The sequence below is a fragment of the Gluconobacter japonicus genome (genome assembly GCF_002723975.1).
Classification (GTDB): domain Bacteria; phylum Pseudomonadota; class Alphaproteobacteria; order Acetobacterales; family Acetobacteraceae; genus Gluconobacter; species Gluconobacter japonicus.
In genome coordinates this window covers 1-24,004 of record NZ_BEWO01000035.1, presented here as the reverse complement: position 1 = coordinate 24,004, position 24,004 = coordinate 1, and the positions used below count along the sequence as shown (strand labels likewise).

The window sequence follows — 24,004 nt, the reverse complement described above, 5'->3', positions numbered from 1 at the left end:
ATGTCCGTTAATTCTTATTATCGGACATAGGGGGTGAGACACAAAAAAACCCGCAAAGCTGTCGCATAAGGACCGTCATGCGCGCTGGACACTGAAGTTTACCAAAGCGAAGCGGCAGGATGACGGGACGATCCCAGCCACGGACCTCGCCATTCCGTTCTTTGGCTACAAGTCCCATGTTTCCATCGACCGGAAGTTCCGGTTCATCCGGAAATGGAAGACAACGGATGCTGCTGCCAGTGATGGTGCCAGACTGCGCGAGGGCCTTCTGGATAAAACCAATACGGCCTCAAGCGTCTGGGCTGATACAGCGTATCGCTCGAAAGCCAATGAGGACTTCATGGACAAGCAGGGCTTTGTCTCGAAGGTTCACAGGAAAAAGCCGCATCTCAAACCTATGCCCCGGCATATCCAGAAATCGAATGCTGGAAAGTCGGTGGTCCGATCTCGTGTCGAGCATGTCTTTGCCGATCAGAAATCGCAAATGGGTCTGTTCGTCCGAACTGTCGGTATCACCCGGGCCACCATGAGGATCGGCCTTGCCAATATCGTCTATAATATGCGCCGCTTCCTCTTCCTCGAAAGATTGAACGCGAGCGCGTAGTCCTCCCACTGGCGATGGACCGTGATCTGCTCAAAACGCAGAGCGAAAGTCACCCCGGAAACCCTCAATCAAAGCGCCAAAAAACTAAAATCACCAGACAAGCGCATCAACCAACAGTTCTTCGAGCCCTCCATTTGACGACCGGTTCCGCCCTCAAAGTGGGCATTGGCAAGGGGAGGGATCGCGAACCATACTTGCCAAGCAGCCATCCGCAATTGTAGTTATAATGGGAGCATTTCATCTAAAAGTCTGTGCTTTTACATTGTATAAATGATAATTAACTGACGCGCGTTTGAGGTAAAAGGGATGTCTGACTACAAAGACCTGAATTTGAACCGGGAGACTCTCGATGCGAACATCCTGAAATTCATGGAGTCGAAGAGCTACATGCTGGACGGCGGGATTAAGTTGCTCGAAAAACGCAAACGAGTCGTCTTCGGTGCTACGGGCTCTGAGTATGCTACAGTTGATCTGCACCTGAATGCGACAGGTACGACGACTGTTCAATGGAAGATGGGGAAGAACCAGCCGATAGGTGAGCAACTTGCTGCCTACTTGAAAACCACAATTAACCCTGCCGAGTTTGAAAACGTAAATTATTCCCTTAAGGGGATAACTAGTGATTCGTTTGATCCGATTCTGGGCTGTCTTGAAGAGTCAGATGACATTGAAATCACGTTTGTCCGGGATGACGCGCGTATTAAGCTGGTGACATTGAGGAGCGTTGCTCACCAGGATAGTCTCACGCTTACCCACCATCGCATGACAAGGGTTTTGCAGATTCAGGGCAAACCTCTTTCTTGTTATCGGCGGGTCATATTTATGCTCACCGATCTTCTGGACATGAAGGGGCTTGAGCAAGTTTTATATCGAAAAGATGATAGCAGCGCGGAAATTGTTCGGAAGGAGGTGGAGGGATCGAAGAACCGTTAATTGATACGCTTGGCTGATGATTTCAGGCTTTTGGCGATTTGATTGACTACTTTTGGGTTCGTTTTCGGTCTGCGTTTTGAGCAGATCGGGGACTGCTCCCCGCTGGATTGCTATGCATTCGCGCTGATCCGCTCCAGGAGGAGGAAGCGGCGCATATTGTAGACGATATTGGCCAGGCCGATCCGCATGGTGGCCCGGGTGATACCGACAGTTCGGACGAACAGACCCATTTGCGATTTCTGATCGGCAAAGACGTGCTCAACACGGGATCGGATCACGGACTTTCCGGCATTCGATTTCTGGATATGCCGAGGCATAGGTTTGAGATGCGGCTTCTTCCTGTGAACCTTTGAGACAAAACCCTGCTTTTCCATGAAGTCTTCATTGGCTTTGGAGCGATAGGCGGTATCCGCCCAGACGCCTGAGGCCGTATTGGTTTTATCCAGCAGCCCTTCTCTCAATCGCGCGCCATCATTGGCGGCGGCATCCGTCGTCTTCCATTTCCGGATGAACCGAAACTTCCGGTCGATGGAAATGTGGGATTTGTATCCAAAGAACGGGATGGCGAGATCACTCGACGGCATGGTTCCATCATCCTGCCGCTTCGCTTTCGTGAACTTCAGCGTCCAGCGCGCATGGCGATCCTTGTGGGACAATTTGGATGGCTTGTCCTGCCAGTCTTCAGGAATACGTCCTGCCCGGAGATCCGCTTTCTCAGCGTTGGTATTGCGCTGCTTCGGAGCCGCTACGAGCGTGGCATCCAGGATCTGGCCTGACATCGGCAGATAACCGGCGTTTCGCAGAGTTGCATCAAACCGGTCAAACAGTCTTTCAATGGCTCTCGCCTGTGTCAGGCGTTCACGGAACAGCCAGACTGTTTTGGCATCAGGCACCCGATCTGAAAGTCCCAGACCAAGAAAGCGCATAAAGGAGAGGCGGTCGTTGATCAGATATTCCGTCCGTTCATCAGACAAATTGTTCAGCGTCTGGATCACCAGTATTTTGAACATCAGCACCGGATCAAATGGCGGTCGTCCGCCTTTACTGCCATCGGCGTAAGACAGAGCCTTGGCCAGATCAGGGCGAAACGCCTCAAAATCCACAGTCTGGGAAAACGCTTCGAGTTGGTCACCTAACCCGCTCAATCGAGCAAAGCGCTCTGCAACATCAAAGAAACCCGGCTGCTTCATCATCCATTCCGTCAATCAATGCAGGAGTGATGGAATCACACAGAGAGTCTCAAAACCAGAGGGTTTTTCGAACCCTCCATCCAGTTTCACCAACCAATGCCGCATTATTGACATCCGGGTAAAACTGATAAGTTGTGAGGTCTGCAGGTGCTCCCTCATAACTTGTATTCTTTGCGGTATTCATTTCAGAGCCGTCGTTCAGGGAGCTGTCAGCTTCATCTGGTATGATATCAATCATGTCGCAGTTTCTTTTGCATGATAATACGTACGGGTGGCATTATTTTATGCGGTATCGTGATGGTTATTATCTTTATTTGTGTTCTGCATTAAATAAAATAATCCATTATATGGAAACTCCATATATATATTATGTATTGGTTATCTTGCTTTCTTCTGTTCCATTTTCAGTTGCAAAAGCAGGAAGTATCCCATTCTCCCAAGCCGTTGAAGCGGCCTGGGCTGTCGATCCCGATCGGACTGAACTGAATACAAACTATCGCTCAGCAGCAGCACGGGCCGAGGCAGCCGGTTCCTGGTTTGCCGGCGGCCCGACTGTCTCCGGCCAGTATTTCGATGATCATGCCATTGGCAGCAATGAAGGATACACAACCTATCAGGGAGGCGTGTCTGTACCGCTCTGGCTGCCGGGACAAGGTAGCGCAACTGTGGGAGTTGCGAGAGCAGAAGCGCTTACCATCCAGGAACGGCTGCATGTGGCACGAATGGCGGTGGCCATGAGAGTTCTGGATACATCAGCCAACGTCGTTATGGCTCAGCGCCGACTGGCAATCGCACGCATCCAGAAAGACACACTGGAAAAAATCCGGGCCTCTGTAATCCGTGGAAAGCACATCGGAGAGATGACGCTTGCCGATCAGCAGATCATCGCTTCTGAAATCGCGAATGCAGCCAATGAATATTCCCAGTCCGAAGAGCAGGTCGAGACAGCGACCTCAGCGCTTCGTATCTTGCTGGGTCGCCCGACCGTCCCCGATATCCTCTCTTTTGACAATGTGGCGTTAGCGCATGACGGACTCTTCTCTGCCGAAGCTCTCGAAAATAATGACCCTCGCGTCAGAGCCGCCCGTCAGGCCGTGCGTACAGCGGAAGCTGGCGTGCATCTCGCCAAAGCCTCCTTCATGCCGAACCCTGAAGTTGGCGTAGCTGCAATTCACGAAAAACAGTATGGCAGCCCGTGGGACGACCGCGTGGGGGTAACAGTTTCCATCCCGCTTCCCAGCGATGTCCGCAACGTCCCCATGGAAACGGACGCCCGCAACAAGTTGGCTGCGGCTATCAATCAGGAGCAGCAGGCCCGCCGCAATGTCAGGCAGGAACTTGCTCAGGTTTTTTCTCATCTGACGGCCACGAAAGACATGTTCAGAAATTCTGTTCTGTCCGCTGAGAGTATGAACAGTCGCGCAAATGAGATGAATCGATCATGGCAGGTCGGTGAGACATCATTGGTCGAACTGTTACGAGCCAGATCCGCTGCCAGCAGGGCTTTGCAGCTCCGTAATCAGGCAGAAGTTGCCTGGCACGCCGCCATCATACGAACATTGATCGCAGCAGGAGAATTCCAGTGACTATTTCATCTGCCTCCATGAAAGACTGGAAATATTTACTCTGTGTCATGATTATTTTTCGCTTTACTGAGTCGCCTGCACGAGCCGCCGACAGTGCGCCGACTGTCGTAATGGGAGAGGCAGCGCAGAAGAACTCTGCTCTGGTAATCTCGATCGCAAGGAGTGGTACACTCGCAAAAAATCTGGATGCAATGGGAACCGTCACAGCCGAGGCGGGGCATGTCGTCCGTATTCACCCGGCAGGGTCCGGTAAAGTTCTGAATGTTGCTGTGGTACCTGGTCAGCATGTGCACAAAGGAGAGACGCTTCTTACCTATCAGGATCATTCATTACACCTGGTCCGCCTTGAAATGACAAGAGCGCAGGCGGCACTGGCGACAGCGTATGCGGCCTCTCAGAATGCGTCGTCAGCCTACCACCGGGGGTATGAACTGGAAGGCACAACAGTCGCAGCAGGAGAGACCAGGCGTCGCCTGGCCATATTCCAGGCAGCAAAAGACGACGTTATAGCTCGACAGGCTGATGTCGATACGCTGAAGCATCAACTTGAAGAAGAATACAACTCCGTTACGGAATCAGATAAAGCCCAGACCGGTCCGCTGGATGAGACATCGTCAATCATTGCGCCGACCACAGCGGAAGTACAGAGCGTGTTCGTTGGTGTGGCCGACGACATTTCCCCTGCGACGGAACTGATGGGTCTGACAGACATGTCCTCGGTATGGATTGTTTCTGACATCCTGCCTCAGGATGCTGCTCAGGTGATCCAGGGCGGCGAGCAGACCACCGAACTTACATCGGACACAGGGACGACATTACTGAAATCGAAAATAACTTCGGTAGGGAGTATGGCGGATCCGGTCACAGGCCTCGTCCGCGTCATAAGCACGGCCCCCAATCCAGATGGCAGTCTTCATCCAGGCATGTTCCTCAATACCCATCTGCCAACACGCGAAAAGACGGCAGGCATCATTGTGCCGGAGAACGCTGTCACAGAAATCAACGGCGTAAGCACTGTGTTTGTGTCGGTGAGTCCAAACCGGTTTCGAGCACAGGAAGTGCATGTTGGTGTTACGGGCAATGGACAGAAAGTCATTACCTCTGGCCTCTCCGCAGGTGAGCGGATCGTAACGCAAGGCGCATTTGCCCTGAAGGCGGTGATGCTGGTGTCAGATATGAATGATGGAGACTAAGAGCGTCATGCGTAGCGTTCTCTCCGCCCTGCAGACCCGACGCTGGCTGGTCCTTGGGGTAATCTGCCTGACGTTCATCGCCGGGTGTATGATCGTGCGTGGCCTTCCCGTGGAAGCCGTGCCCGACATTTCGCCCCGGCAGGTGCTCGTTTCTGTTGTTGCTCCGGGCCTCGCTACGGAAGAAGTCGAACGGCTGATCACCTTTCCGATCGAGGCCAGTATGGCCGGCATCCCGGAGATGACAGATCTCCGGTCGGTCTCCCGTTCAGGAGTCTCGGTCGTTTACATCCAGTTCGCGGATGAGACGGACATCAATCTTGACCGTGCCCGTGTGGAAGAACGGATTCAGCAGGCCAGAGGCACGATATCTGTGCCGGGAGTCAGTGTGAATATCGGGCCACTCGCTACAGGCCTTGGTGAAATCATGCAGTTGCAGATCAAAGGCGACGGTTATTCGCTGATGGATCTGAACCGTCTGATGACATGGACTGTCGCGCCGCAGTTGAAACTGGTTCCAGGCGTCGTGGACGTCAACGTGAACGGCGGTGCCGAACAGACATTTCAGGTCGCTCTCGATCAGGCCCGCCTTATGGCACTGGGTGTGTCAGTTGATGACGTTTTCCGAGCGGTGGATGGCAATAACTCCGCATCAGGAGGTGGATGGATTGAGCATGGTGAAGAACAGCAAATCGTTGTCGGACGCGGCCTGATCGGTTCACTTGACGACTTTGGGTCCATTCCCGTCCGGACCAACACCAACGGTTCCGCCATTTTCCTGCGGGATGTCGGGCACATTTCCATGGGACCGAGAACACGACTGGGGGCCGTCACGCGTGATGGTCAGGGCGAGGTTGTCATTGGCGTCATCATGATGCGCATGGGAGCGAGTTCCGACACCACCTTAGCCGCCATCGAAGAGGCACTTCCCGGTATTCGTCAGTCTCTCCCTAAAGGCGTGACGCTTGAGCCTTATTATGTGCGTTCGACGCTGACAGACAGTACCATCAGGACCGTAAAGGAAAATCTTGTCGTTGGAGCACTCCTGGTCATCAGTGTTCTGATCGTGGTGATCGGTGACTGGCGGGCCTCCCTGGTCATCGCCTCTGTCATCCCGTTTGCGCTCGTCTGCGCCATGGCTGGAATGCGCTGGTTCGGAATTTCCGCCAATCTGCTCAGCCTCGGCGCCATCGACTTCGGCATGATCGTCGACAGTTCGCTCGTCGTGGTTGAAAATCTCATGACCCATCGTGCGCGTGACCGGGCCAGTGGACAGACTACGCCGCTGGCTTCCCTCGCAGTCTCAGCGGCAACCGAAGTCCTCCGTCCCGTAAGTTTCGGCATTCTTGTTATTGTGATGGTCTACCTGCCGATCCTGACATTGCAGGATATCGAGGGAAAAATGTTTCGCCCCATGGCGCAGACGGTCATCATGGCCCTGCTGGCCTCTCTGTTTTACTGTATTGTCGGGATACCGGTGATTGGGGCTTTGGCGATGAGGTCTGCCAACCATCATGACGATACCCGTCTGGTTGCTTTTCTTCGTCGTGGTTATGGTCCCATGCTAAACTGGTGTGAAAACCGACCACGGACCTTGTTTGGCACAACTTTCGCGATTTTTGCTTTTTCTGTCTGGACCGCTCTGCATCTGGGTGGCGAATTCATTCCGTCTCTCGATGAGGGGGCCCTGACGGTAACTACGACACGACTGCCCAGCATTTCGCTGCCCGAGGCCCTGAAGGAGGTTAGCCTTCAGGAGCGTATTCTGCGTCGCTTTCCCGAGGTTACCAGCGTTGTCAGCAATACAGGAACATCAGCCATTCCGACTGATCCGATGGGTGTTAACGAGACAGACAGTTTCATTTTTCTGAAGCCACCATCACAGTGGACCACAGCGCATACACAGGAGGGACTCGTTACGGCAATGAGTCAGGTGCTGGGCACTGAACTGCCTGGAATGGAGCAGTCATGGAGCCAGCCAGTGCAGATGCGGATGGATGACCTCCTGTCCGGTGTCAGGACCCAGATTGCCGTTTCGATCTATGGGGATGATCTCGCTACGCTGGCGCGTCTGGGGGACAGGGTAGCAAGCATCATGAAAACCATTCCCGGTGCGGCCGACGTGGCTCCACAGGGAGATGGTACCGTTTCTTTCATCCATATCGACATTAATCGTCGAAAGGCGGCACGGCTGGGTATTTCCCAGCAGGAACTTCTGAACGTGGTCGAAGCGGTCGGTGGTCATATTGGACGGCCCGTAACAGTTGGTAACGCCCTGATCAGCACGCAGGTCCGTTTCGATCCAGCCCAGGCAGGCACACGTGACCAGATTGCCCGCCTAAGGGTACGCCGTGCCGATGGCCGAGGAGCGGTCCTGCTTTCAGAAATCGCGGAGGTCACGGTACAGGACGGTCCGCCCCGTATCAGCCGGGATAATATCCGCCGTCGTCTGATCGTACAGGCCAATGTTCGTGGACGAGACCTCAGCTCCTTTGTTACCGAAGCACAGAAGGCAGTCAGCAGAAAAATCACCATGCCTCCCGGTTATCGCATCGTGTGGGCGGGTCAGTTCCAGAACCTGAAATCAGCCATGGCACGTCTGGGAGTTGTCGTGCCGATCGCATTGGTATTGATTTTTGCCCTGCTTGTCATTGCGCTGAATTCCGTCTGGCTGGCCGGACTTGTTTTCGTCAATCTGCCAGTTGCCACGACAGGTGGCATCCTGGCCCTCGCTCTGCGTGGCCTGCCATTCAGCGTCTCCGCGGGGATCGGGTTTATTGCGCTGTTTGGTGTGGCGGTTCTGAATGGCGTGGTACTCATCACCGCCATTAATTCGCTGCGCGTGGCGGGCCTGAATGCTGCTCGTGCCGCGTATGAAGCCGCGGAAGAACGTTTCCGGCCGGTCATGGCGACAGCTCTGGTCGCCAGTCTTGGTTTCATTCCCATGGCAGTCTCAACCAGTGCCGGCGCCGAAGTTGAACGCCCTCTAGCTACGGTCGTTATTGGTGGTCTGATCTCCTCGACACTCCTGACCCTGCTTGTGCTGCCCTCTCTCTACGCGCGTATCATGAAAAATCGCATTGCATGAAAATCCTGATTATCGAAGACGAACCTGCACTGGGCTCGGCAGTAAGAGACCGTGTGCGCCAGGCCGGACACGTCGTCGACTGGTTCAAGACCCTGACCGATGCCCGTGCAGCCCTGATCGCCTCTTCTTATGATTTCCTGCTTCTGGATCTTGGTCTTCCAGACGGTAATGGTCGGGCCCTGCTGCGGGAAATCCGGCGGGACTGTTCATCTCTGGCCATCCTGATCACGACAGCTCAGGATCAGGTCAGTGACAGGATCGCGGGGCTGTCAGAAGGCGCGGATGATTATATTGTCAAACCTTATGATCTCGACGAACTCGTCGCCCGTATTGACGCTGTTGCCAGACGTTATGCGGCCCTGCCAGACAATGTGGTCATGATTGGTACTATCAGGATCGACCTCGCGCGCCGTCAGCTTGAACGCGATGGACAGACAGTCGATCTGTCTGCGCGTGAATGGGCCATTGTCGAACTTCTTGCGCGCCGGCCTGGAGCAGTCTGCAGTCGTGAGCAGATTGAAGACGCCCTTTATGGTCTCAGTGACGATGTGGAAAGCAACGCCATTGAAGTTTTCGTCAGCAGGATAAGGAAGAAAACCGGACCGGGTCTGATCATGACGGTCAGGGGGAGAGGCTATTGTCTCGCGGAGAACACGTCCCGATGAAGCGCTGGAGTCTGGCGTCCCGTATCGTGTCCGGAACACTGATCATCGTGCTTGGTGCCCTGGTGCTTCTCAGTATTCTTGTTGCGGCCTTTACCCGCTATGAAGTTACGGAGCGTCTTGACAACTCGTTACAGGAAGTGGCCGAGCGTCTGGAGTTTGTCATCAGTGAACTGGACAGAACCGACAGGGCTTCTGCCACCCCAGGTGGTCAGATCGCGCAACTCCCCGGGGTGAACCGGCGAACGTTGGCCTACCAGATCACCACACCGGACGGTCGCCTTGAGGTCAGGTCACAGAATGCGCCGGAGACGCTATTCGTACCACGTCTGAAGTCAGGATTTTACAACATCTCATTATTCAGAGTGTATGTCGTACCATCAGCGTCTGGTCGCCATTACATTCTGGTGGGTGAGCCGACTTTTCACAGAAATGAAGCTGTCAGGCGGGCTATTCTGATTTCAGTTCTGCCAATGGTAATATTTTTCCCGGCGATCTGGATTTTGGTCCGCTGGCGTGTCCGTCGCGCCATGCGTCCTCTGACCAGCCTTCAGCAGGAAATCAGGAGCCGGGGAGGATCGAATCTGGCACCCGTTCCCCCATTGGATCTCCCCGAAGAACTGGTGTCCATTCACTCGGCCGTCAATCTCCTGCTTGAACGTCTGAAAATGGCGCTTTCGACAGAGCGCGCTTTTGCGGCCAACGCGGCCCATGAGTTGCGTAATCCAGTAGGAGCGCTTCTTGCACAGGTTCAGGTTCTCAGGAATTTTCTTGTAGGGTCGGACTATGAAGAGCGTGCAACGATCATCATGCAGCAGGCCCGCAGAATTGGCCGGATGATGGAAAAGCTGCTTCAGCTTTCACGAGCGACATCAGGGATCGCACTCACCGGGAGCATGTTCGATCTGGTGCCTGTCATTCGATTTCTGGCAGAAGAACTTGAGCGGGAAAAAAACCAGACGATTGAATTTTCTGGAGCATCTCATCTCATGATCCGGGGCGATATGGATGCAACAGGTATCCTGTTTCGCAATCTTCTCGAAAACGCCGTTCTTCATGGTTCATCTGTGCAAGCCGTCAGTGTGATCATCACGCAAGATCATAAAGTCCTGATCTGCAATGATTGCGAAACGCTGCCATCTGAAGTTTTGCGGGATATGGAAAAGCCTTTCGTCAGAGGAGAGACCGATGCAGAAGGCAGCGGCCTCGGCATGGCGATTGCGCGACAGATAGCTCAGCAGCTGCATGCAGACATGGTGGTGAGTTCGCCTATACCTGGAACGGACAGAGGCGTCCTGGTGACAGTTCGATTGCAGGTCAGTTAGATCAAAGATTACGTCTGAACGGACCAGGAACTCTGACGCTCTATCCATCAAATCCTGGGACTAAACAGTTCGCGTCCGCCGAGACGTTGCATTCCATGTTGATCAAATTCCATGACCAGTTTTTCACTACGCTATTTGTCCCAGAACGATTCCTCCCACGGCACTGAGAACAACGACGACCAGTGGTGGTGCTCGCCAGAGTGTCAGCAGAGCGAAGCCGACAAGGGCAAGTCCAAAATCGTCTGACGACTTGACGGCACTCGTCCAGACTGGCGTGTACAATGCGGCGCCCAGCAGACCGACAACACTTGCATTGACGCCACGCATGACGGCCTGCGCCGCGGGACGACTACGGAAGGAATCCCAGAAGGGCAATACACCGATGAGGATCAGGATCCCTGGCAGAAAGATACCGAGCAAGGCAAGGAAGGCACCTGCCACACCGTGGGGTGGGAGTTTGATAATCACACCGAGATAGGCGGCAAACGTGAAGAGCGGGCCCGGAACCGCCTGTGCTGCGCCATAACCGGCGAGAAAAGCGTCATTACTGACAAAACCTGGTATCACAAAAGCTTCTTGTAATAATGGCAGCACCACATGACCGCCGCCAAACACGAGCGCGCCAGACTGGTAGAAGGCATTGAACAGTGAAAATCCCCCAGGTGCGCCATGGCGTCCAAGAATAAGGGGAGCAGAGAGCAACACCACAAAGACCAGAAGTGCGGCCGCCCCAACACGGCGCGACACAGGCGTGGCGACATGTCCGCTGTCCGATGGGGCAATAGCACGACAGAACCACAGGCCGATAACGCCGCCGATGGCAATAGCGCCGATCTGGGCAAAAGGCGAGGTAATGAGAAGAATGGTGAGTGCGGCTATTACCGCGATGGAACCGCGGACCCGATCGGGACACAGCGTTCGTGCCATACCCCACATAGCCTGTGCAACGATGGCCACGGCGACGAGTTTCAATCCATGCAAAAGCCCGAGGCCAATCGGTCCCGCGAGTGCACTCGCGCTATAGGCGAAGAGAACAAGGACGAATGCCGAAGGCAGAGTAAAGCCGATCCACGCAGCGACGCCGCCAAGATAGCCCGCTCGTATCAGACCAATAGAAAATCCCACCTGGCTGCTTGCCGGACCGGGCAGAAACTGACAGAGCCCCACAAGATCCGCATAGGCGCGCTCATCAAGCCACCGGCGTCGAACGACAAACTCATTGCGGAAATATCCGATATGCGCGATCGGTCCGCCGAAGCAGGTGATGCCCAGCCGGAGGAAAATGAACAGAACTTCCCATGCTGCGGCCGTTCGTTGACGTTCTGGCGCTGCATCGCAGGGCACGGTGGTCATCAGGGTGAGCCCTTTCTCTTCTGGACAGGCGCGAGACCGACGTCATGCACATTTCAAGAGCGCCATGCCGACAGATCGACGTCCTCAATCACAAAAAGTCTGCATAAGTCTGCGAGGAATGGTAATCATTTCTCCTCTAATAAGGCGAAGCATAATTCGGTGCTGTCGGGTAGGCTGGTGCTTCGGAACCAACAGTAGCAGCGACAGCCCCTGCGATAAGACCGGTTGCCGCAGCCATCAGAAGATACTGTCCGCCTGACTGCATCCAGTAGTAACCCGCAGGAGGAGCCCAGAGCCCCCGCCGTCCCCGCCAGTCACTGACCATCCAGCGCTGCTCACGCGGACCGGAATAATAGTCGCCTCTCTGCCAGTGTTTCATGTGGCCATAGCCATGTCCCCCACCATGGTGATCATGACCACCATGATCATGCTCGCCGCGTGCCCAAGGAGGGTCTGCATAGGCAGCGGAACAGGTCATAAGCAGACTGACTGATAGGAGAGCTGTCGTGAATCGTTTTGTCATAGGCACCTCCATATGAAGCTCAGGAAGAAAGCGCGCCCTTACGGATTTTGAGTGAACAGAGGATTGGCGCCTTGATCTCCACGCAGCATCATACGGCCTAAAACCCTGTCTTTCAGAATGACCTGATGGAAAATCGCCGCCATGCCATGGCCTGAGGCGATCGCGACAATCAACCATGCGTTCCAGTGATGGATGGTTTGAATCCCATGAAGAAAAGGCGCGGAGAAACGGGTAAAAGGTGAGGGCATCAGAAGGCCGAAAAAACTCATGGTCTGCCCCGCCCCCCATCGCCAGAGATAGCCAAGCACGATCTCAGCCAGAAGCAGCACATAGAGTGTATATTCCACGCCCATAGCAAAGAAACGATCGAGCGGCCTCAGAAGGTATGACAACTGACGACCTTTCGTCAGGCGCCAGGCAATGCGGAACCCCATGATGGCCGTCAACAGGATGCCCGCTGTCAGATGCGCAACGACCATCAGATGATGAACCGGTTTTGCAGGCCAGCCCCAGCTTTCGCCAAGGACGAACTGAAACAGTACCAGAAAGGCGGTTGCCCAGTGAAGGGCAACCGTCGGCCTGTCATAGCGCTGGGTATACGTGATATCCGGCATCGCGTCAGGCATGCACCTTCTCTCAGATAACAGTGAAGAAACTGTAGTTTATATCACACCAAACCTGACGGGAACCTGAACAAACAGGAATGATAAATAATAAATTCGATTGAAAATAACTCGCAATATTATAATTAATTATTTGTTGTCATGCGGAAATTGAAAGACTATTCCTGATAACATTCAGATTTCCAACGGATAATCTTATGTCGCGACTTCATCCTCTCGCTGAACGTCATGCTGTCGAGAAACTTGGCTGGCTGCGCGCCGCCGTCCTCGGCGCCAATGATGGAACACTCTCCACTGGAAGCCTGATTGTTGGTGTCGCCAGTTCTCACGCGACGCGCGGCAGTATCCTCATCGCAGGATTATCCGCGCTGGTGGCGGGTGCCCTCTCCATGGCGGCCGGGGAGTATGTTTCGGTCAGTTCCCAGCGGGATTCAGAACAGGCCGATATCGCCCGTGAGAAACAGGAACTGGCTACGGACTGGGACGGAGAAGTGACTGAGCTGGCGGGGATCTATCAGCAGCGTGGGCTGGATGCAGATCTCTCCCACACGGTGGCCGTCGCCCTCATGCAGCATGATGCCCTTGGCGCTCACGCCCGGGATGAACTGGGACTTTCAGAGGCCACAGCGGCCAGGCCCATCCAGGCGGCATTTGCTTCGGCTTCTGCCTTTTCTTCAGGGGCGGTGCTGCCCGTTCTGGCGGCTGTTCTGGCTCCCGTTTCGTGGGTGTCCTGGAGCGTCTCGCTGACGTCCGTCGTGGTTCTCGTCATTCTGGGCATTGTTGGTGCAGTCGCCGGTGGCGCAACTCCCTTGCGGCCGGCGCTGCGCGTAACATTCTGGGGTATTGTGGCGATGATCGTCACCGGCGGGATCGGACATCTGTTCGGCGTGTGACGCAGAAAGAGGCGTCGAGCGAAATCTGTTGGAGGGATCGCAGAACCGTTAATTGATGTTCCTTGGTTTTGATTTTGGGCTTTTAGCGATTGGATTGAGGGTTCTTTGGGTCGCTTTTGATCTGCGCTTTGAACAGACCGGGGAGTATCGCCACTTGCGATGGCTACGTGCTCGCGCTGATCCGTTCCAGGAAGAGGAAGCGGCGGATATTGTAGACGATATTGGCCAGCCCGATCTGGAGGGTTCGAAAAACCTTCTGGATTTGAGACTCTCTGTGTGATTCCATCACTCCTGCATTGATTGACGGAATGGATGATGAAGCAGTCTGGTTTCTTTGATGTTGAAGAGCGGCTTGCTCGGCTGAGCGGGCTTGGCGATCAGCTTGAGGCATTTTCCCGGACAGTGGATTTTGAGGTGTTCCGCCCTGATCTGGAGAAGGCTCTGGCCTATTCAGATGGGAGCGAAGGTGGACGACCGCCGTTTGATCCCGTGTTGATGTTCAAGATTCTGGTGATCCAGACGCTGAACAATCTGTCCGACGAGCGAACGGAATATTTGATCAACGACCGCCTGTCCTTCATGCGTTTCCTCGGTTTGGGACTGTCGGACCGGGTACCTGATGCCAAAACGGTCTGGCTGTTCCGTGAGCGTCTGGCCCAGGCGGGAGCTATTGAAAGACTGTTTGACCGGTTTGATGCCACTCTGCGGACCGCCGGTTATCTGCCAATGTCCGGCCAGATCCTGGATGCGACATTGGTAACCGCCCCAAAGCAGCGCAATACGAACGCTGAGAAAGCTGACCTCCGGGCAGGGCGTATTCCTGAAGATTGGCAGGACAAACCCGCAAAGCTGTCGCATAAGGACCGTCATGCGCGCTGGACACTGAAGTTTACCAAAGCGAAGCGGCAGGATGACGGGACGATCCCAGCCACGGACCTCGCCATTCCGTTCTTTGGCTACAAGTCCCATGTTTCCATCGACCGGAAGTTCCGGTTCATCCGGAAATGGAAGACAACGGATGCTGCTGCCAGTGATGGTGCCAGACTGCGCGAGGGCCTTCTGGATAAAACCAATACGGCCTCAAGCGTCTGGGCTGATACAGCGTATCGCTCGAAAGCCAATGAGGACTTCATGGACAAGCAGGGCTTTGTCTCGAAGGTTCACAGGAAAAAGTCGCATCTCTAACCTATGCCCCGGCATATCCAGAAATCGAATGCTGGAAAGTCGGTGGTCCGATCTCGTGTCGAGCATGTCTTTGCCGATCAGAAATCGCAAATGGGTCTGTTCGTCCGAACTGTCGGTATCACCCGGGCCACCATGAGGATCGGCCTTGCCAATATCGTCTATAATATGCGCCGCTTCCTCTTCCTCGAAAGATTGAACGCGAGCGCGTAGTCCTCCCACTGGCGATGGACCGTGATCTGCTCAAAACGCAGAGCGAAAGTCACCCCGGAAACCCTCAATCAAAGCGCCAAAAAACTAAAATCATCAGACAAGCGCATCAACAAACAGTTCTTCGATCCCTCCAGGTCTCCGACAGTCTTCTTCTCAGCCGTCTGCCTCGCCGCAACCATCATGTTCTGGTTATGAGTCCTGAACCTAATGATGGAATGCGTTTAGCTATATAAATTCCGCGATCCAGAGAAATATGGAGTATCGTATCCATGTCCTGGATTTTAGGATTTTCTATGCAGGTAACACCTCTACACAGAACGCTATGGCGTAGTTCTACTTCAGTCAGGTTTTCCACCTCCACAGACAATTTGTGCTGACGCCAATTTGCAGCGAGTTCGACGGCCTTTTCTGTATGATTGAAGTAAAGAACAATACGATCTTGAACAAGGATCTGTCGCCCAGCCAGAGCAACCATCGCAACGCCAGCTACCACCGCAGCACCACGACCAATCTGTCGAAAAAGATAATCCGGGATATGATGCAAATATAGCCTCATTCCCCATGACGATGCGAGCGCCGCAATAGCGACGACAACTCCGGTTTTTATTGTCGCTTGATCAATCAGTCCATACAACGCGTAGAGAACAACTTTAAATATATGAAGAAGAATGTCATTGGCTGCGCGCGTTGCAACTATCTCCTCTTTGCGCAGGCCCAATCGATAATAAAAACCATTAAAAATTAAACCAACAGCTCCTGTAAAACCCGAAATAAAACCTGCTAACGCGCCAATAAGCGGTAACCAAACTGAATTGCTGGTTTTTGAAGAGATTCCAGATTTTTTGCGGGGCCGCAACATAAGAGGGAGATTACTTAACAAAAACAGACCCAGCAGCAGGTCAAGATAGGCAGGCTGAAACTGCTTCAACAGGAGAATGCCTGCCCATGCAGCAGGGAGGGCCATTGGGACATACAAAAAGACAACTTGCCAACGGATTACTTTAAAAAAAAGAGCCATACGAGAAGCAGAACTTACAGCCGTCCCAATTGATAGCGCTGCTGGAACGTGATCAGCAGGGAGAAGCAATCCAAGCAAAGGCATCACGATCAAACCGGCTCCGCCACCAGAGACCGCACTCAGCGAGAATGCAGCACTGGCCACGACAAAAAGCGCAACAAATCCGAGCATTACCCGAAGCCTCCACTGCTTCAACGTACATAACTTGGCATCGCCATTGTTCCTGAGGTCCGGTACTCAGATTTGTATGACAGTCTTTTCCTGAGGCTTCATTCCAAAAACGCGCATCCCAGACACTCATTGGAACGGAAGGATCATTCCGCTCTCGGTCAGCACTATACTATAACGCCTATCGTAAAAAATATCTGATTCTATTAACAATTCCCAATCTTACACACCTTGTCTTGCGTACTAAATTGAATTCCGACAAATTGAGTTCAGCAGTTCCGCATCGTGAATTTCTTTATGCAGAGTTGAAATACTTTTTAAATGACGGATTGGTTTATATCCAGACCTGTTGCAACAGTTTTGATGACTGTATCGCTTTGTCTGTTTGGCCTCATGGGCTACATTTCTCTCCCAGTATCTGATCTTCCTAACATTGATTTTCCGGTCATTCGGGTGCAGGCATTTCAGCCGGGCGGGACACCTGAACAGATCGCAAGCTCCATTGCGGAACCTCTTGAACGTCATCTTGGCACCATTGCCGGCCTTCAGGAAATGACCTCTCAGTCCAGTGCCGGCATGCTGAGTATTACGCTTCAGTTCGAACTTTCCCGTGATATCAATGGGGCAGCCCGGGATGTTGCAGCCGCAATACAGGCTGCTCGCGTCGATCTTCCAACAACTCTGCGCCAGAATCCGACCTACTCTAAAGCAAATCCAAATGACCCGCCTGCCCTGATCCTTGCACTGACTTCCGACAGGCGCACAATGCCTGATCTTTACGATCAAGCCACCAACAAACTTTTGCCACGACTGGCCCAGATTCACGGCGTCGGGCTTGTACAAATCAGCGGAAGCGCATTACCGGCCACACGCGTCGAAATTAATCCTTTGATGTTATACAAATATGGGCTTGGCTTCGAGGACGTGCGCGCGGCGCTCGCTTCCGCTAATGCTCACACCCCAAAAGGCTTCATAGAGACATCCAAACTGCGCCTCCAGATTGCGACCAACGATCAGGTGCACAAAGCTGCCGATTATCAGGACCTCGTCATCGCCTGGCGCAACGGACGCCCTATTCATCTGGTCGATGTTGCCACAATAATCGACAGTGTGGAGGATGTGCGTAACGCTGGTTACTATAATGGCAAGCCTGCAATTGTCGCGCAGGTCTATATGCAGGCTGGCGCGAATTCGGTTGCTGCAATTGATCAATTCACCCGTGAATACCCCACTCTTCAAAACACACTGGCATCGGGAACTCACCTTGCGGTGGTGATGGATCGCTCAAGTGTCATTCGAGCGTCGCTTGCCGATACCCGAATGACGCTCGGCCTCTCCTTAGGCCTCGTTATCCTGATCGCTCTCATCTTCCTAGGCTCCCCACGCATCGTCGTTATCCCTGCCATCGTGATTCCTGTTTCTCTCCTGGGAACGCTCGGCTTTCTGTGGCTTCTCGGATACGGCCTTGACAACATGTCCCTTATGGCCCTGACGATCTCGACCGGCTTCGTCGTGGACGATGCAATCGTCGTGCTTGAAAACATTACCCGTCATGCTGAGGCTGGCCTTTCACCACTAAACGCCGCGCGGCGCGGCGCACGCGAGGTGCGATTTACGATCGTCTCAATTACAGCCTCTCTGATCATCGTGTTCCTGCCTATCTTGCTCATGGGTGGATTGACTGGCCGGCTGTTCCACGAATTTGCCGTTACCGTTACTCTAAGTCTTTGTATCTCTGCGGCCCTGTCTCTCAGCCTCACCCCGATGCTTTGCGCACGCCTTGGAACACAAACCGCAAATAACACATTCACACATTTTGTGGACGTTTGGCATGACCATATATTGAGAGTTTATGCACGTAGTCTGACAATCGCCATGCGTTATCCGACCCTCGTTCTGCTCTCTCTTCCCCTTTCCCTCGGCCTCACATGGACGCTTTATCAAAACCTTCCCAAGGGTCTGTTTCCGGACGAAGATACCGGGATGCTTTTAGGGCGCGTCATGGGAGACGAAACCATCTCGTTTCAGGCCATGGAGCGAGACATGGCAACAGTTCAAAAGCAGCTCCTTCAGGATCCTGACGTAGCCGACGTCGCCGGTTTCCTTGGTGGCCGGGGATCGTCCAATCAGGGAAATATTTTCATTCGCCTCACTGATAAGAACACCCGTCCAGATACATTGGCCACAACAATCAGTCGATTGAGCCAGCGGACGCACAGTTTGAAAGATGCACGGTTCTTTGCGTTGCAACGCGGCGCCATACGAATTGGGGCACGCCCGAGCAATGCCGCTTATCAATACAGTTTACAGGGCAGTGATCCGCAGGAGCTCTATCGTTACACACAGCGCCTTGTAACCCTTCTCAGCCAAGAGAAAACTTTGATGGACGTTTCATCAGACGTCCTGTTAGGCGGAAACAGTATGGACATTCACTTAGACCGTGACACAGCCGCCCGTGTACAGACTACCCCGCAGTTAGAGAGGTGGACCCCGTTTTTCGGAGAGGTGTCTAAGCTATAATCCGACCTGAAAGAGGACGGGTTTTATGGGCAAGGTTACGCGCAAGAGATATGCAGCGGAGTTCAAATCACGGGTTGCCTTGGAAGCGATCCGTAGCGAACTGACGCTGGCGGAACTGGCGTCGAAACATGGCGTGCATCAGACGATGATCGCTCAATGGAAACGGCAGGCGATCGAGGGGATGGCAGCGACCTTTTCCGGAAAGACGGTGTCTGAGCCCCCGGTCAGCCCTGCTGATGTGGAGAAACTACACGCGAAGATAGGCGAGCTTCTCGTGGAACGGGATTTTTTACGCGATGCCTCTGCTCGGTTGGGCGTGATCAGAGGCGGCAGATGATTGACCCGAAGCGAGCGCGTCTGCCGATCATCCGGCAATGCACGCTGCTACAACTCAACCGGTCGGGCGTGTACTATCGGCCTGTGCCACAGAACGAGGCCAATCTGGCGTTGATGCGGCTGATCGACGCCCAGTTCCTGGAAACGCCGTATTATGGCTCGCGGCAGATGACATGGCATCTGCGCCGCCTGGGACATGAAGTGGGGCGCAAGCGGGTCCGGCGGCTCATGGCGATTATGGGTCTGCGGGCGATCTACCAGAAGCCGCGCACGAGTGTGCCCCATCCGGAGCATCGGAAATATCCGTATCTGCTGCGGGATCTGATCATCGACCGACCCAACCAGGTCTGGTGTTCCGACATCACATATATCCCCATGAAACGGGGATTTCTCTATCTCGTGGCGATCATGGACTGGTTCACGCGCAAGGTCCTGTCCTGGCGTCTGTCGAACACGATGGACGCGGAGTTCTGTATCGAGGCGCTACAGGATGCCTTTACGCGCTACGGCACCCCGGAGATTTTCAATACGGATCAGGGCTCACAATTCACGACGCCCCGTTTTACCGGGATCCTGGAAGAACGTCAGATCCGTATCAGCATGGACGGACGTGGGCGCTGGCTGGATAACGTGTTCATCGAGCGTCTGTGGCGGTCGTTGAAATACGAATGTGTCTACCTGCACGCATTTGAGACCGGATCAGAACTTCGAGTGGGGCTCACGAAATGGATCACCCATTATAACGGGCAGCGTCCGCACGCAGCACTGGCTGGACGCACGCCCGATGAGGCGTATCATGACGCGCCGACGCCCTCTGGTCCGGGGTTAACCCCGGACCAGAGGGCCAACAGCAGCGCCGTCAGAATGGCGGCATAACAATAACCGGGTATAGCTTATTCAAACCCAAAAACTGTCCGAACAGACGGGTCCACCTCTGGCAAACGGACTGTCCGGTTTCGCATGGAAACTTGAAAAATCGGACATTCAAAACCGTGAAATAATAGCAACTACAATTCACAATCGATTGCTGTTTGATTGGGAAAATTTTCTTTTTTTAACGACATACGACTAAAATTATATGTGATGACATAATGAATACCATCTTCAATCATTCGCGCCCGCAACTTTCCTCTCCTGACGCAGCACCATTGCCGATGCCTTAGTCGAGTAAGTACCAAACGCCCCATATCTTCTTTGTCACCACGCCTTCATTTTGAAGAGTCGCCCGTGCTGTCCCTCATCGTGTAACGTGATAATAACTTCATCAGCTGAAAACACCGCCCCCTCATCAGCAGCGCGAGCTGGCACATCAGAATCTATGAGTGTAATAATTGGCTGCAGCCCCATTTCGGCATACCGACGAATGACTATCAGCAGATTCTCCTTCTTGCGATCGTCCAGGGACTCGAACACGCCATCGTGGTAAACGAAACGCGGAAACTTGTCGTCCAAGTGCGCACGCAGGATGGCCAAGTCGAAGGCTATGCACAGCAATTTTCTGTACGTGTGTCCAAGGTCGGCGCTGGTTGCGTTACCTGACTCATCGAGAATTTCCGCCTTGAACTCCAGATGCCCCACCTGGTTCGGCGATACGCTCAGCAACGCCTTGCGGTCGATCACCTCTTCGACAATCTCACTGAAAAATACGCGGATTGCCGAAAACAAGCTGTTCTGATCAGAGTTTTGCTTCTCGACATTCGCCTCAATCTGGGTCTGAAGATGCCCACGCTCTTCGGTCAACGCCCTAATCTCGGTTCGCAGCCCCTGCAGACGATGCAGGAAACCGCGTTGACGCTCCAGCGAAGTAATGTCGGCACGCAGCGTCACCATTTCGTCGGACACCTGCTTGTACTTGCCAAAGATATCGGTACCGCTCAGGAACGACAGCATCTCCGAGCGCTTCTTGCCCAGGGTATTCAGTTCTGTATTAATGCGCTTAAGCTCAGCCTCAACCTCCACGCGTTCTTCCTGCAGATAGCCTTGGCGCTCATCGGTAATGGCCCGATTGAAGGCAATCAACTGCTGAAAATCTTTCTTGATCTGCCCGTTGAACAGGACGCCGACTTCCTCAAACAGACGCTGCGCCTCGTCAGGGTTGAAGAGGATCTGATCCTCCTCCAGTGATGTGATGATCTTCTTCTTGTTCTGGTTGAGAGAGTAGCGTTCAGCATTGAGCGCCGCGATGCGTTCGTCGATGTCATCGACCAACTGCTTAGTGCTGTGCTTGTCCTGGGCGCGGAAGTCGAAGGCGTCGAGCAGTTTCTGCTTCTTCTCAGCCTCTTTCTGCTTGAGCAACAGAATGCCCTCGATCTTGCTGATGTCTTCAATGGACCCGCCCAGTTCGTTCTTAATGGTCTGCGCGGTTGATTGTTTCTCCGTAAGCTGTTTTTCCTTCTCGTAGTGCTGCGCCACGAGTTGAGCGTCAAAGCCGAGAATGTGAGCCAGAAAAGGCTTCCAATCCGAATGCGCAGCCGCGAACTTACGCAGATGAAACACGTCGCGGAAATCGTCCTGGGAGCGCAGCAGGTAGCCCAAGCCTTTGCGGAACCCCCAAGGCTTGAGTGCGCGCCAATCGAGCAATCCATCCAACAAGTCGCGCGCCCGCTCGAAGGGCATGTCTTGGTGGTCCCATTCCGCCAGCGGCAATGCAGATAAGTCTTGATGCCCGGCCGCGTGGCGCTTGAAGCTAATCTTGGTGGCTTCTTCAACGCCGCGCCGGATCGTCACGAACGAAGCATCTTCCAGCTCAATCTCCAGAAAGAAGATGAAGTCCTGGAAAAGATCGATGTGCTTGAAAAGAAAGAACTTGGGATCGCGCTTGGCAAGGAAGCCGAAGTCGAGCAAACGCCCAAGCGTGGTCTTGCCGAGGTTGTGAGTGTCCTTGCTTCGGTTCTCTGGCAGACGAATTTCAGCCATGACGACGTTCAGGCCCTGGACGAACTCCACTGGCTCGAACAAGTCAGGCTTGTTGGAATAAAGTCTAGATAGCTTCATTTGGCCCCATGTACTCCACGGCGTCGGTCTTGGGGCGATATTCGATCAAGCCCATGAGATACAGAAAGTTCAACGCGGGTAAGAACAGCACGTCCCCGCCGACAACACTTTTTTTCGCAAACTTGCGCAACACGTCGTAATCATCTACGCGCCGAGCCTTCAGGCGAGCGAGCAGCAGCAACGAGACGTTGATGACGGTGCGATCAGGATGAGAGTGCTTGCTCGGCCGCAGCATCGCCCACCTCCCCAATATCGCAATTCCAGTACATGTAGAACATTACGGCGCGCGTCAAACGCTTGTGCGCGTGCTGCCGCAATACAGCATCGCGGTTGAACAACAGGTCCACCAGATACTCCATAACCTCGTCGAACGTCTGATAATCCTTGCGCTTGGCGATGATCTTGAGTTGGAACTCATCGACTACAGACTCGTACATACGCAGCAAGTCAAGGTTTTCCGGTGCTGCCAAGAAAGTCCGAATTTGAGCAGTGTCCTTTAGGTACTTCCGCCGCTGCGCCTTTGCGTACTCGGCACTCATATTGTTGAGTGCGTTCTTTTGCTCGTAGGTCACACGCACAGTCGGTGGATCGTCAAGTAGTGTGACCACGCCATCTTTCTGGCGAGCCAATGCCTGGACTACTTCGGCTAGGTCATCGGGGCTGACGATCAACGGTGAATCGACCGGATCAATGTCAGCTTCCCCTGCAACCTCGGGGAAGCGCTTCAACCAGATTTCTAGTTGCTCCAGTCCGCAGAGATAGATCGACGAGGCGGGAACGGTGCACTGAGACGCGATGTAGTCGCGTATCTCGGTTTCGGCATTGCCTGACAGTCGTCGGTTGGCGAACAGCATGTAGTGATCGAGCTGCTTGGCTTCACGCAGTTTCCTGACGCGGGGAATTTCTTTGCCCAGCACAGTGTTCGCGGTCGTCGTGCTGAAGAAATCAGACTCGGAGAAGTTACGGTTATAGCCGTTGGTATGCTTGGCCTGGACGATGGTAGTGCCGACCCACGGCGCTGACTTGCTCGGGTGTAGTTCCGCTGTCCCGATGAACTTGGCATCGCGCCCACCATCAGGTCCTTTTGCGAAGCCCTGAACGGCAGCACCAAGCAGCCGCTGACATAAAAGAACGACTAAGGTCTCGAATTGACCATCGTTCATGTCTTCGTAGGCGAATTTCATTGGGCTCCCGTTCCCTTTAGCTTGCTAACACCTCAGTGCTTGTAGATTGTCGTTCGCGACACCCCGTAATCGCGCGCCAACTCGGTAACAGCAGTCTTCGGGTCAGCAACGCTTTAATATGTCTGATCTGCTTGGTGTTCAACTTTGGCTTCCTGCCGCCCATGCGACCATGCGCACGCGCTGCGGAGAGACCGGCGGTTATCTCCGGATGGTCGTACCCAACGGCCACGCTCGGATGGCAAGGGCGGACCAATCAAATCTCAGGATGATCGTATAGACCTTTTGTCAACGCGACCTAGAAGAAGAGGGAGGTGGCGTACTCTGGCCGGATGACCGTTACCCTCGGCGGTAAAGTCTCAAACTCGGCCTATCGGCTTGAGCTTAGCAATGTCGGCTTTTAGGAAACTCTCCCAAGCGTC

Annotated in this window: 19 protein-coding genes and 2 pseudogenes; 12 read left to right on the top strand and 9 right to left on the bottom strand. The window is 53.8% G+C overall.

Annotated features, from left to right (window positions below; genetic code table 11):
• Positions 1-46: 46 nt before the first annotated feature.
• Positions 47-604: pseudogene (locus tag GJA01_RS14010) on the top strand (transposase); the annotation flags it as partial.
• Between the two features lie 306 nt (positions 605-910).
• Positions 911-1,537, top strand: a complete 627-nt coding sequence (locus GJA01_RS14005; protein WP_082785157.1) for a type II toxin-antitoxin system RnlA family toxin — start codon at positions 911-913, stop codon at positions 1,535-1,537.
• A 110-nt stretch (positions 1,538-1,647) separates the two neighbouring features.
• Here GJA01_RS14005 and GJA01_RS14000 read toward each other — a convergent pair whose 3' ends face one another.
• Entirely contained in the window at positions 1,648-2,730 is a 1,083-nt protein-coding gene (locus GJA01_RS14000; protein WP_174694504.1) for an IS5 family transposase, read from the bottom strand.
• Positions 2,731-2,776: 46 nt separating this feature from the next.
• Positions 2,777-2,965: a hypothetical protein gene (locus tag GJA01_RS13995; protein ID WP_062020684.1), complete on the bottom strand. Its 189-nt coding sequence runs from the start codon at positions 2,963-2,965 to the stop codon at positions 2,777-2,779.
• A gap of 145 nt (positions 2,966-3,110) precedes the next feature.
• On the opposite strand from GJA01_RS13995, the gene GJA01_RS13990 reads away from it, so the two are divergent.
• The 5 genes from GJA01_RS13990 to GJA01_RS13970 are packed head-to-tail and all read left to right on the top strand — an operon-like array spanning position 3,111 to position 10,578.
• Positions 3,111-4,313 (top strand): TolC family protein, encoded by a 1,203-nt coding sequence (locus GJA01_RS13990; RefSeq protein WP_231875794.1) that lies wholly within the window; start codon positions 3,111-3,113, stop codon positions 4,311-4,313.
• Entirely contained in the window at positions 4,310-5,506 is a 1,197-nt protein-coding gene (locus GJA01_RS13985) for an efflux RND transporter periplasmic adaptor subunit (RefSeq protein ID WP_253783088.1), read from the top strand. The genes GJA01_RS13990 and GJA01_RS13985 overlap by 4 nt, the downstream gene beginning before the upstream one ends.
• 7 nt (positions 5,507-5,513) lie before the next feature.
• Positions 5,514-8,591 carry an efflux RND transporter permease subunit gene (locus GJA01_RS13980; RefSeq protein ID WP_062020854.1) on the top strand — a complete coding sequence of 1,026 codons (3,078 nt, stop codon included), beginning with the start codon at positions 5,514-5,516 and terminating at the stop codon, positions 8,589-8,591.
• On the top strand, positions 8,588-9,256 hold the full coding sequence (locus tag GJA01_RS13975) for a response regulator transcription factor (RefSeq protein WP_062020857.1): 669 nt from the start codon (positions 8,588-8,590) through the stop codon (positions 9,254-9,256). The genes GJA01_RS13980 and GJA01_RS13975 overlap by 4 nt, the downstream gene beginning before the upstream one ends.
• Positions 9,253-10,578, top strand: coding sequence for a sensor histidine kinase (locus tag GJA01_RS13970; RefSeq protein WP_062020861.1), 1,326 nt, complete (start codon positions 9,253-9,255; stop codon positions 10,576-10,578). The genes GJA01_RS13975 and GJA01_RS13970 overlap by 4 nt, the downstream gene beginning before the upstream one ends.
• 126 nt (positions 10,579-10,704) lie before the next feature.
• Here the strand turns inward: GJA01_RS13970 and chrA are convergent, their stop codons facing one another.
• From chrA to GJA01_RS13955, 3 genes are all read right to left on the bottom strand, one after another.
• Positions 10,705-11,931, bottom strand: a complete 1,227-nt coding sequence (gene chrA, locus GJA01_RS13965; RefSeq protein ID WP_062020873.1) for a chromate efflux transporter — start codon at positions 11,929-11,931, stop codon at positions 10,705-10,707.
• 136 nt (positions 11,932-12,067) lie between these two features.
• Positions 12,068-12,454: an RcnB family protein gene (locus tag GJA01_RS13960; protein WP_062020876.1), complete on the bottom strand. Its 387-nt coding sequence runs from the start codon at positions 12,452-12,454 to the stop codon at positions 12,068-12,070.
• Positions 12,455-12,492: 38 nt separating this feature from the next.
• Positions 12,493-13,080: a cytochrome b gene (locus GJA01_RS13955; RefSeq protein ID WP_062020879.1), complete on the bottom strand. Its 588-nt coding sequence runs from the start codon at positions 13,078-13,080 to the stop codon at positions 12,493-12,495.
• 194 nt (positions 13,081-13,274) lie between these two features.
• Here GJA01_RS13955 and GJA01_RS13950 point away from each other — a divergent pair, with 194 nt between their 5' ends.
• From GJA01_RS13950 to GJA01_RS13945, 3 genes and pseudogenes are all read left to right on the top strand, one after another.
• A complete protein-coding gene (locus GJA01_RS13950) occupies positions 13,275-13,970 on the top strand; it encodes a VIT1/CCC1 transporter family protein (RefSeq protein ID WP_062020882.1) in 696 nt (231 codons plus the stop codon).
• A 55-nt stretch (positions 13,971-14,025) separates the two neighbouring features.
• On the top strand, positions 14,026-14,250 hold the full coding sequence (locus GJA01_RS15350; RefSeq protein WP_169925651.1) for a hypothetical protein: 225 nt from the start codon (positions 14,026-14,028) through the stop codon (positions 14,248-14,250).
• Between the two features lie 32 nt (positions 14,251-14,282).
• Positions 14,283-15,365 (top strand): annotated as a pseudogene (locus GJA01_RS13945) (IS5 family transposase).
• 178 nt (positions 15,366-15,543) lie between these two features.
• Here the strand turns inward: GJA01_RS13945 and GJA01_RS13940 are convergent.
• The gene (locus tag GJA01_RS13940) at positions 15,544-16,554 is read right to left on the bottom strand and encodes a sulfite exporter TauE/SafE family protein (RefSeq protein WP_062020752.1); all 1,011 of its coding nucleotides are present in this window, start codon (positions 16,552-16,554) and stop codon (positions 15,544-15,546) included.
• Between the two features lie 318 nt (positions 16,555-16,872).
• On the opposite strand from GJA01_RS13940, the gene GJA01_RS13935 reads away from it, so the two are divergent.
• Together GJA01_RS13935 and GJA01_RS13930 are read left to right on the top strand one after the other, a co-directional pair.
• Entirely contained in the window at positions 16,873-19,071 is a 2,199-nt protein-coding gene (locus tag GJA01_RS13935) for an efflux RND transporter permease subunit (protein ID WP_082785163.1), read from the top strand.
• Between the two features lie 25 nt (positions 19,072-19,096).
• A protein-coding gene (locus GJA01_RS13930) for an IS3 family transposase (protein ID WP_099282452.1) occupies positions 19,097-20,283 on the top strand; the annotation gives its coding sequence in 2 pieces (ribosomal slippage) (positions 19,097-19,355 and positions 19,355-20,283; 1,188 coding nt in all).
• Between the two features lie 321 nt (positions 20,284-20,604).
• Here GJA01_RS13930 and GJA01_RS13925 read toward each other — a convergent pair.
• From GJA01_RS13925 to GJA01_RS13915, 3 genes are read right to left on the bottom strand one after another with little or no spacing between them, the layout of a single operon-like run.
• A complete protein-coding gene (locus GJA01_RS13925; RefSeq protein WP_045543181.1) occupies positions 20,605-22,401 on the bottom strand; it encodes a DUF2326 domain-containing protein in 1,797 nt (598 codons plus the stop codon).
• Positions 22,388-22,636, bottom strand: coding sequence for an ABC-three component system middle component 8 (locus GJA01_RS13920; RefSeq protein ID WP_045543180.1), 249 nt, complete (start codon positions 22,634-22,636; stop codon positions 22,388-22,390). The genes GJA01_RS13925 and GJA01_RS13920 overlap by 14 nt, the downstream gene beginning before the upstream one ends.
• Positions 22,605-23,585, bottom strand: a complete 981-nt coding sequence (locus tag GJA01_RS13915) for an ABC-three component system protein (protein WP_062020746.1) — start codon at positions 23,583-23,585, stop codon at positions 22,605-22,607. Before GJA01_RS13915 ends, GJA01_RS13920 begins: the two co-directional genes overlap by 32 nt.
• Between the last annotated feature and the right edge of the window lie 419 nt (positions 23,586-24,004).

Bases quoted from the DNA above. Each gene is read 5' to 3' on its own strand.
- GJA01_RS13940 (WP_062020752.1), bottom strand. From the start codon at position 16,554: ATGCTCGGATTTGTTGCGCTTTTTGTCGTGGCCAGTGCTGCATTCTCG.
- GJA01_RS13980 (WP_062020854.1), top strand. From the start codon at position 5,514: ATGCGTAGCGTTCTCTCCGCCCTGCAGACCCGACGCTGGCTGGTCCTT.
- GJA01_RS13970 (WP_062020861.1), top strand. From the start codon at position 9,253: ATGAAGCGCTGGAGTCTGGCGTCCCGTATCGTGTCCGGAACACTGATC.
- GJA01_RS14000 (WP_174694504.1), bottom strand. From the start codon at position 2,730: ATGATGAAGCAGCCGGGTTTCTTTGATGTTGCAGAGCGCTTTGCTCGA.
- GJA01_RS13935 (WP_082785163.1), top strand. From the start codon at position 16,873: ATGACGGATTGGTTTATATCCAGACCTGTTGCAACAGTTTTGATGACT.
- GJA01_RS13995 (WP_062020684.1), bottom strand. From the start codon at position 2,965: ATGATTGATATCATACCAGATGAAGCTGACAGCTCCCTGAACGACGGC.
- GJA01_RS13920 (WP_045543180.1), bottom strand. From the start codon at position 22,636: ATGCTGCGGCCGAGCAAGCACTCTCATCCTGATCGCACCGTCATCAAC.
- GJA01_RS13960 (WP_062020876.1), bottom strand. From the start codon at position 12,454: ATGACAAAACGATTCACGACAGCTCTCCTATCAGTCAGTCTGCTTATG.
- GJA01_RS13925 (WP_045543181.1), bottom strand. From the start codon at position 22,401: ATGAAGCTATCTAGACTTTATTCCAACAAGCCTGACTTGTTCGAGCCA.
- GJA01_RS14005 (WP_082785157.1), top strand. From the start codon at position 911: ATGTCTGACTACAAAGACCTGAATTTGAACCGGGAGACTCTCGATGCG.
- GJA01_RS13975 (WP_062020857.1), top strand. From the start codon at position 8,588: ATGAAAATCCTGATTATCGAAGACGAACCTGCACTGGGCTCGGCAGTA.
- chrA (WP_062020873.1), bottom strand. From the start codon at position 11,931: ATGACCACCGTGCCCTGCGATGCAGCGCCAGAACGTCAACGAACGGCC.
- GJA01_RS13915 (WP_062020746.1), bottom strand. From the start codon at position 23,585: ATGAAATTCGCCTACGAAGACATGAACGATGGTCAATTCGAGACCTTA.
- GJA01_RS13955 (WP_062020879.1), bottom strand. From the start codon at position 13,080: ATGCCTGACGCGATGCCGGATATCACGTATACCCAGCGCTATGACAGG.
- GJA01_RS15350 (WP_169925651.1), top strand. From the start codon at position 14,026: ATGTTCCTTGGTTTTGATTTTGGGCTTTTAGCGATTGGATTGAGGGTT.
- GJA01_RS13950 (WP_062020882.1), top strand. From the start codon at position 13,275: ATGTCGCGACTTCATCCTCTCGCTGAACGTCATGCTGTCGAGAAACTT.